Origin of the sequence: Vibrio sp. OPT46 (assembly GCF_015163535.1) — a bacterium.
In the GTDB taxonomy this organism is placed as follows: Bacteria; Pseudomonadota; Gammaproteobacteria; order Enterobacterales; family Vibrionaceae; genus Vibrio; species Vibrio alginolyticus.
The window spans coordinates 39093-52621 of record NZ_JADDYG010000356.1 but is presented as its reverse complement, the minus strand read 5'-3'; the positions used below and the strand labels follow the sequence as shown (position 1 = coordinate 52621).

The following is a 13529-nucleotide window of genomic DNA, read 5'->3' as shown; positions in this document are numbered from 1 at the left end:
AATGAGGGTGAGACAGCGAACTTCAAAGTGACGCTGTCGAATGCCTCCGAGTCCACTGTTCAAGTCGAGCTAGGCCTGAACTTAGGTGACACCGAAGTTGGAGACTTAGGCACCTTAGAATACAACACAGGCTCCGGTTGGGTTGCAGTGCCAAACGATGGCGTGGTAACGGTGCCAGCAGGGCAAACTGAGTTTGATGTGCGCATCGCTTCCATTGATGACGCCGTTTATGAAGGCCCAGAAGATTTCAGTGTCACGGTGACCGGCATTGGCGCAGTACAAGGCAGCGATACCGGTACGGCAACGATTATTGATAATGATGCTCCTCCTTCTATTTCAAATGTTGTGAATGCAGTTGTTTCGGAAGAAGGTTTAGCTAATGGTATCCCTGATAATACAGGATCACCTTCAGACACCACTAACTCCGCAAGTTTCTCAGGAACATTCACAGTTGCCGATCCAGACACGGCGAATGTTTCAGTGGTATTGGCAGGCCCTAACAACCTAACATCAGGAGGGGAGCCTATATCGTGGACGTGGGACAACAGTACTCAAACGCTGACTGCGAAAACTGCTCACCTGAGCGTTGTTGCTACTGTTGTGCTGAGCGAGCCTTCAGCTTCAGGTCAAGGCTCTTGGGACTATACTATTACTCTGTTTGAGCCACTTGATCATCCTGTTAATGATGTGGAAGACATCATCAACTTTGATTTACAGATTTCTGTAAGTGATGGACAAACAACAACATCTCAAAGCTTAAATGTGGCCGTTGAAGATGATTGCCCATACGTGCCTGTTGTTGTTCAACCCGTCGATGTGTCGCTTACTGGTGCACCTAACGTTCTGACAGGGCGCATAGATTTTGCAGGAAGTGAGGCAGACGCAACCAGTCGAACATTTGGGGATGTTGTTGTGACTGCAAACGGTTTTGTGTCTGACGAATCTGTGATGCTGGGAACAGCTGAAATCAATCAATCATCAGAAGGGATTGGCGTTAAAAGTTCTGGTAACAACGGCTTCCAATTAGAAAACGAAGTCGATTATCGATTCGCGGGTAATGAGGGTGTATCAGAGCAGTTAATCATAGACTTAGGCAATAAAGTTGCTTACGGAGCAGAAATAGAATTTGAGAAAATGTTTGGTGGTGAACTTGAGAAAGGAATCGCATCTTTTTATAGAGATGGTGTATTAATTGCTCAGCAATCGTTCAGCTCTGACGCAAGCAGTGGTGATTACGCGGCAAATTTCAATGTTCAACAGGGAGGCTTTGATAAAATCATCCTCGAGGCGACCAGTAATGGCAATGGCCCGGATACTGAAGACAACAGTGACTTTACCGTTAAATCAATAACCTTTACAGGTGCGTACTCTGGCGTGCCAATTGCTAGTGCGGATGGGAACCTCGGTGCTGTATATGGAGCTGATGGCCCTGGTTCTATAGTCTTAAATGGAGGTGAGGCTGGTTTAGAGACTCTAGATGGTAAAGACGTGTTGATATACGTCGATCCACAAAACTCTAATAGACTGATTGCAGAGGCTGATGGAGAGCTTGCATTCGAAGTTCAACTTACACCTAGCACTGGAAAATGGGAGTTCTTCCAATACTTACCTTTGACCTCACCTTATGGCGATGGGGATATCGATTTTAACTACACGATTACTGATAATGATGGAGACAGTAAAACGGGGTACTTTTCTGTCAACCCTTACGCCCCACCAATCGTAGAAGGTGTAACTCTAAACGTTTCTGAGGAAGGCTTAAGCAACGCCATTGCTGATGACTCTGCTCTAAACGGCTTTGATGACACAACTGACTCGAGTACTGATGTAGAACAATTGACGCTGGGTCAAACCGTTGATTCTGTTACGCTCAGTGAACCATCTACAGCTCTTACTAGTAACGGTATCTCTGTAACGTGGACGTTATCAAATAACGACCAAATGCTTATCGGTTCAGCGAACGGTGAAGAGGTTATCAAAATATCAGTCAATGATACTGGAGTGGTATCTACGGAGCTTCTTGGTCCGATTGATCACTCCAACCCATCTGGAGAAGACACCTTAAATATTGAGGTGCCTGTGCTTGTCTCGAATGCTCGTGGTCTTACTAACTCCACAACGGTCAACGTTATTGTGGAAGATGACTCACCAGATTCTGCATCTATTATTCACGATGTAGTTGCAGAAACTAAAGAAAGTGCCAACGTTCAGCTCATAATGGATGTCTCGGGTTCTATGCGAACGGATAATCGCTTGCAGATAATGAAAGATTCGGCAACTCAGTTATTGAATCAATATGAGTCTATCGGTCAAACGCGAGTTCAAATTATTACTTATAGCAGTACAGCATCCACTTACGCTATAGGTGCTGCGACGTGGCTGACGGTCGAGGAGGCCAAAGCGTATATTGAGACGCTAACTGCGGGTGGCGCGACTAACTATAACAACGCGCTAAATGAAGCAAAACAGTCATGGGATGATGTAGGTAAGTTAACCAGTGCGTCGAATGTTAGTTACTTCTTGTCAGATGGTCAGCCAAACCCTGCGTCATCATTTATAAACGACGCTCGCGAGCAGAGTTGGATTGATCACCTAACCGATCCTGATAATCAGATAACAGCCCTAGCGTATGGTATGGGCGTTAATCTTATGCCGGAGCAATTAGATCGCGTAGCATATGATGGCTTTTTGAATCAAGACCTTGATGGTGTTGTGGTTCCTGACGTAACTCAATTACCTCCAGTTATGTTGCAGTCAGTGATTCAACCTGTTGGGGGGAACTTGATGTATACCACTTCTCCAGATACAGGTATTGGTGCAGATGGTGGTTATATTAGCGAAATAGAACATGACGGTGTCACTTATTCGTTTGATGGTACAGACCTAATAGTTACTGACAATAACGATGGTATTTCGCATGCATTTGACGACACAACGATGCAGCTTACTATCTATATCGACAGCAAACATACTCTGGAAATCGACCTAAACGATGGTACGTATGCATTTTATGGTGCGGTGGGTGATACAGTTGAAACGTTAGACTTCGATTATGTATTGACGGATAACGATGGCGATCAAAGTGAGAATACCCTGCAATTCATTATTGATGAAAACGGAGGAGTAAATGCTTCAAGTAATGGCTCTGCAAATATTATTGAAGCTGAAGTAGATGTAAGTCATGACATCTTGATCGGTAATGATAACGAGGCAGATGTCTTTAAATGGGTCAACGACTCCTTGGATACAGGAACAGATCTAATTAGAGGTTTTGAGAGAGATTTGGACACCTTAGATCTGAGTGAAGTAGTTGAAGATGCAGGGCACAATACGATAGAAGAACTTCTTAATAGTATTGACTTGAACATTGATGGCGATGACTTATCTCTAGAAATAACCCATAACGATGGAAACTCAATTCAAACTATCGTAATAGAAAACGGGGCGACAGAGTTTAGTGATTTAATCGTGGGAAATGCGGACTTTGAGAGAGATGTGTTATCCGCACTAACTAAGGTTAACTTAGAGCCATAATGAAAAGGGCCAGTAGGCCCTTTTCTTCTGCTTTGTCTTACTTATTCGTAGCCTAAAGCACTTTACATGCAAAACCTTTTAAGTAGAAGCCTTCTGGATATGCTGTATCGGTTGGGTGGTCAGCGGCTTGCTCAAAACGCTCCACAAACTTTACTTGGCGGTTAGCGTCTACGGCTGCATCAGCGATGATTTTCTGGAACAGAACTTGATCCATCAAGCCAGAGCACGAGTAGGTCAGTAGCGTGCCGCCCGGTTTTAGAATTTGCATTGCTAGCATGTTGATGTCTTTGTAACCACGACATGCGCCGTTTAGTTGTGCTTTGCTCTCTGCGAACTTCGGTGGGTCCATGATCACAACATCGAACTGAGTTCCTTGATCACGATACTCACGAAGCAGCTTAAACACGTCTGCATTTAGGAAGACGGCACGCTTCTTCGAAATATCAAACTCGTTTAGTTCTGCGTTGAATTTTGCGGTATCTAAAGCAGGTTGTGACACGTCAGCGTTAATCACACGCTTTGCATCACCTTTTAGAGCGTAAAGTCCGAAGCCACCAGTGTAAGAGAAGCAGTTAAGAACTTCTTTGCCTTTCATATATTTCATCGCTTGCTGGCGACTATCACGTTGATCTAGGTAGAAACCTGTTTTGTGTCCGCCAACGATATCTACACTAATCTTTACGCCGTTTTCTTCGATGACGACAGATTTTGGAGGCACTTCACCGTGCAATACGCCAGTGGTCTCTTTCAAACCTTCTTTCTTACGAACGGCCACGTCAGAGCGCTCGTACACATTACAATCAGGGAAGCACTCAACCAGAGCGTCAACAATAGCCTGCTTATTGTGTTCTGCGCCAGCACTGAGAAGTTGGCACACAAAGAAATTTTGGTAACGGTCGATCGTAACGCCAGGTAAGCTGTCAGACTCTGCTGCGATAAGGCGATAACCCGTAAGGCCATCACGTTCGATAATGTCTTCACGAAGAAGTTGTGCGTCTTTAAGTCGTTTAACGAAAAACGCGGTGTCGATTTCTTCTTTCTCAAAACTCCAAATACGAGCACGAATTTGTGAAGCTGGCGAATATGCCGCCTTAGCTAGCCATTTACCGTCGTGAGTGAATACATCAACCGTTTCGCCAAGAGCAGGTTCGCCCTCAACTTTGTTGATGCCTCGAGAGAAGATCCAAGGGTGCTTGCGCTTGACCGATTTCTCACGACCTTTAACCAAATAGATAGCAGCTGTCATTTCATTAGCTCTTGTTGAATTTTGAAAGGGGCGTATTGTCCGGGATGTAAATGGTAAAAGCAATATCCCTCGGCAATCCAGTACATTGTAGTGACTTTTAAATACAAAAAAGGTCACTAAAGTGACCCTTTTATTGAATTTGCTGTAATAGATTCCGTTGCTATGCTTTAAGTCCAGTAAGTAGTGCTTCCATTGTGTCGCTTTGCTTACGCAGTTGATCAACGTTTTGTGAAGTCGTGCTTATCATATTGCACACGTTATCTGCTTGAACTCGAATTTCTTCAACGCTTGAGGCGATATTGTCCGCGACTACACCTTGCTCTTCAGCTGCTGTTGCAATTTGAATGCTACTGTCGGAGATAGTTTGATTTTTATCTGCCAAAGAGCCGATTTCGTGATTCACTTCCGTCATGAGGTTATGTCCCTCATTTGCATTATTAACTGTCACTTCCATCAGCTTAGTAAGCGACTGGCTGTTACGCTGTAATGATTCAATCATCGTTTGGATTTCAACTGTCGCTTGCTGAGTGCGTCCCGCAAGAGCGCGAACCTCATCCGCAACGACCGCAAATCCACGACCTTGTTCTCCAGCACGTGCAGCTTCAATAGCCGCGTTCAGAGCAAGTAGGTTGGTTTGCTCGGAGATCCCATTGATGGTTGTCACGACTTCATCAATTTGTGCTGCATTGGCATCTAACTCGGCAACGGCTTGAGACGCAGATTGAATCTCATTAGAAAGGTTCGAAATCGAGTGAAGCGTATTCTCAACTTTCACTTGTCCAGACTGAGCCACGTTACGTGCATCATCGGTTTGCGTGCTTGAATCGTGAGCTAGTGTCGCGACTTCTCGAATCGTTGATGCCATCTGTTCAGTTGCACTCGCAAGAGAGTTGAGGTGTTCCTGCTGAGTCGCTGAAATATCTGAACTGTGATGAATCGATTGATTCAGGTCTGAGCTAATTTGTTGCATTAACGCCACAGACTCTTGAATCGACAGCACCATTTGTTGCTCTCGTTCTGCAACTTTGTCTATCGTAATAGCAATTTCACTAAACTCGTCGCGAACAGGGAAGAAGTTCATTCTCGCAGTTAAGTCGCCACCAGCAAGGGTGTTTAATGCTTTGTTCATCGTGAACATCGCGCCGCCAATAAACGTCATGATGTAGTAAACGCCAAGAGCGAGAATAAACAAGCTCACACAGATGATGCTCACTTGAGTCGTTGATAGGGCAGTCCATAAAGAAAGTTCATGGTTTGCAACCAAGCTGTACGCACCATTTAAAACTGACACGGATTGCGGCCCTGAGCCAATAGAAACGGTTTCTGAACCCGCTATGAGGCTTGCTACTTGAGATTGAGAAAGGTTGCCTGCCTCTATCAGACCTTTCATAAGCATGAGCTCTTCTTGGTACATACTTGAGAGCAGTGTATTAGCCGCGCTATTAAGGACGAGAGTGAGAATGACTAAAGCAAGAAGAGGGAGAACGAAGAGCAAATAGAACTTTTCTTGAATCTTTAAGTGAATGAGATACTTATCAATCCAGCGGAATGGAATTTCTTTCATAATTATAATAACCGTGCAAAAACCCACTATCCTTAGTGGGGTGAATAGACGAAAAGAATATATCACTCAGTAAAAAGAAGCGGTACAAAGATGAACGTAAAGTGTGAGAGATTTATAGTAAAAGGTCATGTTCAAGGCGTGGGCTTTCGTTACCATACTTCCCATCAAGGATTGAAGCTAGGGTTAACAGGTTATGCGAAGAACCTAAACAATGGTGATGTTGAAGTGATGGCGTGTGGAACAGACGCGCAAATAGTTGCGTTTTCGGAATGGTTACAAGAAGGACCGCGAACGGCAACAGTAGAGCATGTGATGCAGGAACCTGCGTCGTATAAGCCGTTACGCGGTTTTAAAATTTTATGAATTTACAAGCATTTAGCTGGCTTTGGTAGGCCGGCTAATTTGGTTGCTTGTTTGGCTGGCCCCTTTTTAAACAGCTTGAATAGATACTTACTGTTACCTTTTTCTGGGCCGTGCGCTTTTTCCATCGCTTTCACAAGCATACGCACTGCAGGGGAGGTATTAAACTCTTCATAAAAGTCTCGCACAAAATGCACAACTTCCAAATGAGCATCCGTAAGCTCGATGTCTTCTTCTTTTGCTAAAAGCTCAATCATACCTTCTTCCCATTGAGTATGATCCAATAAGTAGCCTTGAGCATCCGTTTCAATTTCTTTGCCGTTGTAAACGAACATAACGTTTTATCCGTTAAGTAAACATGGATGTTTATAGATTAGCGACAGCCGAGAATGTTCTCAACAAAAGAATCTCGAAGTCGTATCGAGCGAATCAAAAGCGTACAAAGTAGTGGCCTATAACTGAATACTCTTAAATTATATTTTAAGCATAAGTTTGTTTTTTTATTCGTGTTGTTAGAAAATTTTCGGGGTTGATATCGGTGGTTTTGCATTGTTATGCAATTCGCTTGGTGTGATTGATTTGTCAGTTATATTTATTGTTTTAGATAAGTCGATCACAACGAATATAAACTAGTTTTAAATCAAAAGAATAAATTGAAAAAAATCGTTATGTTCACCCATGCTTAACAACAACACGGAGCAATTCAGGAGTGTATGGAGTGGTCGAATCTTTTCGTTTCCATTGGATGGGCGGTACTGCAAGCATGCTTTAGCATTTTCTCTTTTCTATGTCTGACGGGATTTGTAAAACATAATCCTATAAAACCGAAGTATGCTTGGTTGCAGTACATCTATGGGCCGTTACTTTTTTTGACTTGGGGAGTCATGTTAGTGACACCGATTATGTCGGCCTACATATTTTTTAGCGTAGCTGGTAAATCAGTAGTCTGGTTGCCCGCGCTCAAGATGTTCGGTTATTGGTGGGTTGCGTTTGGAGTATTTTGCTTTTTGTCATCAGTCGATGAGCGATTGCGAAGTCGCGGTTTGAATTAAGACAAGTTATACCTTGAAATCAGTTTACAAACTGAGAGAGGTGATTATAAAGCGCTCATACAAGCGATATAGCGATTGTTTGAGAATTAATAGCTTAAACGTTGTGTTTGTTTTCATAGACCGATATTCTCATTGGATTAATGAAAGCCTGTATTCAGGTTAGAAACAACAATGATGACAAGGAGTTAGTCATGTCGAAACAACGTTACATTGAGATTAATGACAATGTAAAATCCACTTGGTCCATCGAGCGTATTTGGCAACTTGCAGAATCCTTACCTGTAGAAGAAATTTCGATTGATGATATCAAAGGCCCAAATGAAGTGACTTGGTTTAGTCATGAAGGGCCACAGCCAACCTGCCGTGAAATTGCAAAACATTGCCAACGAATCAACAATGCTGATTTGTCGTATCCGGTAATCTTAACCAGTGACTATCGTGTTTTTGACGGTATGCACCGAATCGCCAAGCAAATCATGTTAGGAGAGGAAACGATCAAAGTGAGACGCTTTAGAGAAAATCCAGAAGCTGACGAAGTTATAGAGTTGTCAGTAGAGCAGGCGTAATACACTGAATTGCACACAAAGAAAAAGCCCGAAGGAATTACCTTCGGGCTTTTTTATTCTACTTAACGAGAAACGATTAATCGTCGTTCATGATGCCTAGAATGCTTAGCAGACTAGTGAACAAGTTAAGGATGTTTAGGTACATCGAAATTGTTGCACTGATGTAGTTTGTCTCTTCACCACGAACGATACGACTTGTATCGAATAGGATGAAACCAGAGAACACGAGTGCAGAAACACTGCTGATTACTAGGTGAGCCATTGTTGAACCAACGAAGATGTTAATCAGCGCTGCAACGATCACAATGATCAAACCTGCCATCAGGAAGTTGCGCATGAAAGAGAAATCTTTCTTGCTTGAAATGGTGTAAGCCGATAGGCCAAGGAACACCATACCAGTCAAACCTAGAGCTTGAGCAATGATAGTAGGACCGTTTGGAATTGATGCGTAGTAGTTAAGCATTGGACCTAAAGCACCACCCATTAGAGTCGTGAAAACGAATGTCCAAACGATACCAGATGATGAGTTGATTGCCTTTGGCATAACAAAGAACAAAATACCAATCGCTGCAACCTGCATCACAATTGCCATGATTGGTGAAATTTGCATTGCCATAGTCGCGACTGCTGCGATAGCACTGGTCATCAGTGTCATCGACAGTAGGAAGTAAGTGTTTTTCAGTACTTTGTTAGTTTCTAGTGTATTAGGAACACTTGTTGAACGAGTAAACATTGGACTGTTCATAATTATCCTCAATAAGGGAGTTTACTATTGGTACATTTATGGGGCTGAAAGTTCAAAAAATCAAGCCCTTTTCATGCATATCCTAGATAAAATGATAATGGAAATAAGATGTTATGTATTTGGCAACTTGTAACACAATATTACTGCCTAGCATAGCTATGTTGATTCTCACACAGATTTTTGAATTTAGTAACAAAAGCACTGGCTTCATAGAAACCAGTGCTTTTTTATGTCGATTCGGCTAAATCTTAGTGGTGTAAGATTTGCGCTAGGAAGTTTTGGGTCCTATCCGATTGAGGATTCTCAAAGAAATCGACCGGGTTGTTTTCTTCGATGATCTCTCCTGCGTCCATGAATATCACGCGATCGGCAACCTCTTTAGCAAAGCCCATTTCATGTGTCACACAAAGCATAGTCATGCCTTCCTCGGCGAGTTCGACCATTACATCCAGTACTTCGCGAACCATTTCCGGGTCGAGTGCAGATGTTGGCTCATCAAAAAGCATGACTTTAGGGTTCATACACAAAGAGCGAGCAATCGCCACGCGTTGTTGCTGACCACCAGACAACTGACCGGGATACTTCTCCGCTTGGTCTGGAATTTTTACACGTTCCAGATATTTCATCGCAACTGCTTCTGCCTCATCTTTTGGCATCTTCTTCACCCAGATAGGCGCGAGCGTACAGTTTTCCAGTACGGTTAAATGAGGGAAGAGATTAAAGTGTTGAAAGCACATGCCCACTTCTCGGCGTACTGCTTCAATGTTCTTTAAGTCTTCAGTTAATTCCGTACCAGAGACGTAAATGCTGCCTGTTTGGTGCTCTTCAAGACGGTTAATACAGCGAATCATCGTTGATTTTCCCGACCCTGATGGACCACAGATAACGATTTTCTCGCCGCGCTTAACGTCGAGGTTAATATTTTTTAGTACGTGAAACTCACCATACCATTTATTCATGTCCTTCAATTGGATCATGTAGTCTTGTTGTTGCGTCATAATACGTCCTTGATCTTGATGAGTTATCGTTTGTGACCGGTATGAAGTTTGTTTTCAAGCCATATCGAATAGCGCGACATGCCAAAACAAAATACCCAAAACACTAACGCGACAAATACATAACTTTCTGTAGCAAAACCTAACCATTCAGGGTCGGTATTTGCTGCTTGTCCTATACCGAGTACGTCAAACATGCCAATGATGAGTACCAAACTGGTGTCTTTAAACAAACCGATGAAGGTGTTCACGATAGAAGGAATAGTAATCTTTAGCGCCTGTGGCAAGATAATCAGCCCAGTCTTTTTCCAGTAACTTAACCCAAGCGCATCAGCGGCTTCATATTGACCTTTCGGAATGGCTTGTAGACCACCGCGTACCACTTCTGCCATGTAAGCGGAGGCAAACATAACCACACCTATAAGGGCGCGAATCAGTTTATCTGTCTCTGAGCCTTCAGACATAAACAATGGAAGCATAACCGAAGCCATGAACAAAACCGTAATAAGCGGAACGCCACGCCAAACTTCAATGTAGACGGTACAAATGCTGCGAATGATCGGCATCTCTGAACGTCTACCAAGCGCAAGCACCACACCAATTGGCAGTGAAACTACGATACCAACTAACGCAATAATGAGCGTAACGAGTAATCCACCCCATTTGTGTGTATCGACCACTTCTAGTCCAAAGACACCCCCGTATAACAGCCCAGCGATGATGAATGGATAGATGTTTACGAAGAAAAGCCAAATCCACATCCGTTTCGGTGTCTTCTCATACGCGAGTAAAACGGTAAATATGGCTAATGTGATATAGAAAAGGCGAGGGCGCCATAGTTCGGACTCTGGATAAAAACCATACATGAACTGCTCCCAGCGCACGCTGATAAATACCCAGCAAGCACCATCTCGGCTACAGTCGTCACGCGTTGAGCCAATCCAGTCTGCGTTAATAAACGCCCAATCCACGATATACCATATTGCAGTTACGACAATATACGCAAGAATGACAGTAACAATGGAATTGATAGGGCCATTAAATAGATTTTTCCGCATCCAACCAACGAAGCCTACAGTATTGGCGGGTGGTGGGAGATCCGGTTGAAATTGATGAGTACTCATATTATCTCTCCACCAGCGCGACTTTACGGTTATACAAGTTCATTAATGCAGACGTAATCAGACTTAATGTCAAGTACACGCCCATCGTCATCGCAATGATCTCAATCGCTTGTCCCGTTTGGTTCAGGGTAGTACCAGCAAACACAGAGACAAGATCTGGGTAACCAATCGCCATCGCTAACGATGAGTTTTTGGTGAGGTTGAGATATTGACTGGTTAAAGGTGGAATAATAATTCGTAACGCTTGAGGAATGACAACAAGCTTTAAAGTTTTCGAGCGTGGTAAGCCTAGCGACATCGCTGCTTCGGTTTGACCATGACTAACCGCATTAATACCAGAGCGAACAATCTCAGCAATGAAAGAAGCTGTATAAACACTCAATGCCAAAAGTAGCGCAGCCAATTCAGGAATAATGCTAATACCACCTCGGAAGTTAAACCCTTTTAGTTCAGGATAATTCAGTGAAATTGGCATACCAGCAAGGAAGTACACAACCAATGGAAGGCCAACAACTAAACCCAAAACTATTCTTCCCATTGGGGTTTGTTGCCCAGTGAGACGTTGCTTATTATTCGCCCATACATTAATTAATAAGCTTGCGATTACCCCGAAGATTAACGCGGCAATAACGTAGCTACTGCCGGGTTCCATAGTCGGTGCAGGGAAATATAAGCCACGAACGTTCAGGAAAATAGCTTCACCAAGACTTAAGCTTTGGCGTGGTGAGGGTAATGCTTGAAGAACAGCGAAATACCAGAAGAATATTTGCAGAAGAAGGGGGATATTTCGGAAAGTTTCGATATAAACTGCCGCTAAACGACTAACTAACCAGTTAGAAGAAAGGCGGGCAACCCCCATGGTAAAGCCAATCACAGTAGCCAGAATAATACCTAATACGGAGACTAACGCCGTATTAAGAAGGCCGATGATAAATGTTCTACCGTAAGAGTACGTTTCATCGTATTCAATTAGTGTTAACCCAATACCAAACCCGGCTTCTTGATTCAGAAAACCGAAGCCCGTTGCAATACCACGAGCATCTAAGTTATTGAGAGCGTTGTTTACAATCGTGTAAAAGAAAAATACCAGTGCAGCAATGGCAATGATCTGGAAAATAGCAGAACGAAAGGCAGGATTATAAATCAGGCTCTTGCTTCCGCTTGGTTTGGACATCGTACTTGGCGATGCATCTTGTGTCGGTTTCATACAGCGATAACCTCAAACCTTAGTTATAGATATCGGCCTGTATAAAGAAGTTTCGTCCTTGCTGGCTAAAGAATAACGCTCCATGTCTGGTGACGTACGAACCTTTAAAGCCGTTCCACCAAGCGAGCGCTTTTCGCCATCCAATGAGCGATCCTTACTCATACAGTGAGATATAATCAAGAAAAAGGGCGGCATGAACCGCCCTGATTAACTCTTTCTATCGGATTGGTGGCGCGTACATAAAGCCGCCTGCATTCCATAGCGCATTAACGCCACGAGAGATTTCTAACGGCGAACCAGTACCGACTGTACGTTCGAAGCTTTCACCATAGTTACCAACTTGTTTGATAACCTGGTAGCCCCAATCGTCGCGGATACCCAACCCTTTGCCTTTAGGGCCATCAACACCAAGGATACGTTTGATGTTTGGATCTGTTGACTTCAGCATTTCATCCGCATTCTTCGAACTAATACCGTATTCTTCAGCGTTAATCATCGCAGACAATGTCCACTTAGCGATGTTAAACCATTGATCATCGCCTTGACGAACGACTGGACCTAGTGGCTCTTTAGAGATGATTTCTGGAAGAACGGCCGCAGAGGACGGATCTTTCAAATTCAAACGCAGTGCATAAAGGCCAGATTGGTCAGTTGTTAATACGTCACAGCGTCCCGCATCAAAACCTTTCGAAGTTTGCGCCGCTGTGTCGAATACCACAGGTTTGTACGCCATGCCTTGGTTGCGGAAATAATCTGCAAGGTTTAGCTCGGTTGTTGTACCTGATTGAACACATACCGACGCACCATCAAGCTCTTTAGCACTTGATATACCAAGTTCCTTCTTCACCATAAAACCTTGACCGTCGTAGTAGTTCACACCTACGAAGTTTAGGCCCAGTGCAGTGTCACGGTGGAGAGTCCAGGTCGTGTTACGGGAAAGCACATCAATCTCACCAGATTGAAGCGCAGTGAAACGTTCTTTTGCGGTTAGGGGTACATATTTAACTTTCGTTTTATCCCCAAGAACGGCTGCAGCCAGTGCTTGGCAATATTCTACGTCGATACCTTCCCATTCGCCTTTTGAGTTAGGGTTAGAGAAACCAGGTAGACCGGTACTTACGCCACAAGTAAGAAAG

11 protein-coding genes are annotated in these 13529 nt (G+C 43.6%); 3 read left to right on the top strand and 8 right to left on the bottom strand.

Annotated features, from left to right (window positions below):
• On the top strand, nt 1-3534 hold a 3534-nt coding region (locus IQR33_RS16035), incomplete at its 5' end, for a VWA domain-containing protein (RefSeq protein ID WP_193843849.1).
• Between the two features lie 52 nt (nt 3535-3586).
• Here the strand turns inward: IQR33_RS16035 and IQR33_RS16030 are convergent.
• Both IQR33_RS16030 and IQR33_RS16025 read right to left on the bottom strand, forming a co-directional pair.
• Nucleotides 3587-4780 (bottom strand): class I SAM-dependent methyltransferase, encoded by a 1194-nt coding sequence (locus IQR33_RS16030; RefSeq protein WP_193837358.1) that lies wholly within the window; start codon nt 4778-4780, stop codon nt 3587-3589.
• A 160-nt stretch (nt 4781-4940) separates the two neighbouring features.
• The gene (locus IQR33_RS16025) at nt 4941-6344 is read right to left on the bottom strand and encodes a methyl-accepting chemotaxis protein (RefSeq protein WP_193837359.1); all 1404 of its coding nucleotides are present in this window, start codon (nt 6342-6344) and stop codon (nt 4941-4943) included.
• A gap of 90 nt (nt 6345-6434) precedes the next feature.
• Here IQR33_RS16025 and yccX point away from each other — a divergent pair, with 90 nt between their 5' ends.
• Entirely contained in the window at nt 6435-6707 is a 273-nt protein-coding gene (gene yccX, locus IQR33_RS16020) for an acylphosphatase (protein ID WP_017634611.1), read from the top strand.
• Nucleotides 6708-6709: 2 nt separating this feature from the next.
• Here the strand turns inward: yccX and IQR33_RS16015 are convergent, their stop codons facing one another.
• Complete coding sequence (locus tag IQR33_RS16015; protein WP_005377396.1) at nt 6710-7039, bottom strand: TusE/DsrC/DsvC family sulfur relay protein; 330 nt, start codon at nt 7037-7039, stop codon at nt 6710-6712.
• Between the two features lie 908 nt (nt 7040-7947).
• Here IQR33_RS16015 and IQR33_RS16010 point away from each other — a divergent pair.
• Nucleotides 7948-8322 (top strand): chromosome partitioning protein ParB, encoded by a 375-nt coding sequence (locus tag IQR33_RS16010; protein ID WP_005377398.1) that lies wholly within the window; start codon nt 7948-7950, stop codon nt 8320-8322.
• 76 nt (nt 8323-8398) lie between these two features.
• Here IQR33_RS16010 and IQR33_RS16005 read toward each other — a convergent pair whose 3' ends face one another.
• The 5 genes from IQR33_RS16005 to IQR33_RS15985 all read right to left on the bottom strand — a co-directional run.
• Nucleotides 8399-9067, bottom strand: a complete 669-nt coding sequence (locus tag IQR33_RS16005; protein WP_017634610.1) for a Bax inhibitor-1/YccA family protein — start codon at nt 9065-9067, stop codon at nt 8399-8401.
• A gap of 248 nt (nt 9068-9315) precedes the next feature.
• Complete coding sequence (locus tag IQR33_RS16000) at nt 9316-10065, bottom strand: amino acid ABC transporter ATP-binding protein (RefSeq protein ID WP_017634609.1); 750 nt, start codon at nt 10063-10065, stop codon at nt 9316-9318.
• A gap of 23 nt (nt 10066-10088) precedes the next feature.
• On the bottom strand, nt 10089-11186 hold the full coding sequence (locus IQR33_RS15995) for an amino acid ABC transporter permease (protein ID WP_005389988.1): 1098 nt from the start codon (nt 11184-11186) through the stop codon (nt 10089-10091).
• A gap of 1 nt (nt 11187) precedes the next feature.
• Nucleotides 11188-12393, bottom strand: coding sequence for an amino acid ABC transporter permease (locus IQR33_RS15990; protein WP_005377402.1), 1206 nt, complete (start codon nt 12391-12393; stop codon nt 11188-11190).
• A 217-nt stretch (nt 12394-12610) separates the two neighbouring features.
• Nucleotides 12611-13529: amino acid ABC transporter substrate-binding protein (locus IQR33_RS15985; protein ID WP_193843848.1), on the bottom strand; the 919-nt coding region annotated here is incomplete at its 5' end.

What these genes read in the sequence shown, in the direction of transcription:
- IQR33_RS16025 (WP_193837359.1), bottom strand. Translation starts at nt 6,344, where the DNA reads ATGAAAGAAATTCCATTCCGCTGGATTGATAAGTATCTCATTCACTTA.
- IQR33_RS16010 (WP_005377398.1), top strand. Translation starts at nt 7,948, where the DNA reads ATGTCGAAACAACGTTACATTGAGATTAATGACAATGTAAAATCCACT.
- IQR33_RS15995 (WP_005389988.1), bottom strand. Translation starts at nt 11,186, where the DNA reads ATGAGTACTCATCAATTTCAACCGGATCTCCCACCACCCGCCAATACT.
- IQR33_RS16030 (WP_193837358.1), bottom strand. Translation starts at nt 4,780, where the DNA reads ATGACAGCTGCTATCTATTTGGTTAAAGGTCGTGAGAAATCGGTCAAG.
- IQR33_RS16005 (WP_017634610.1), bottom strand. Translation starts at nt 9,067, where the DNA reads ATGAACAGTCCAATGTTTACTCGTTCAACAAGTGTTCCTAATACACTA.
- yccX (WP_017634611.1), top strand. Translation starts at nt 6,435, where the DNA reads ATGAACGTAAAGTGTGAGAGATTTATAGTAAAAGGTCATGTTCAAGGC.
- IQR33_RS16000 (WP_017634609.1), bottom strand. Translation starts at nt 10,065, where the DNA reads ATGACGCAACAACAAGACTACATGATCCAATTGAAGGACATGAATAAA.
- IQR33_RS16015 (WP_005377396.1), bottom strand. Translation starts at nt 7,039, where the DNA reads ATGTTCGTTTACAACGGCAAAGAAATTGAAACGGATGCTCAAGGCTAC.
- IQR33_RS15990 (WP_005377402.1), bottom strand. Translation starts at nt 12,393, where the DNA reads ATGAAACCGACACAAGATGCATCGCCAAGTACGATGTCCAAACCAAGC.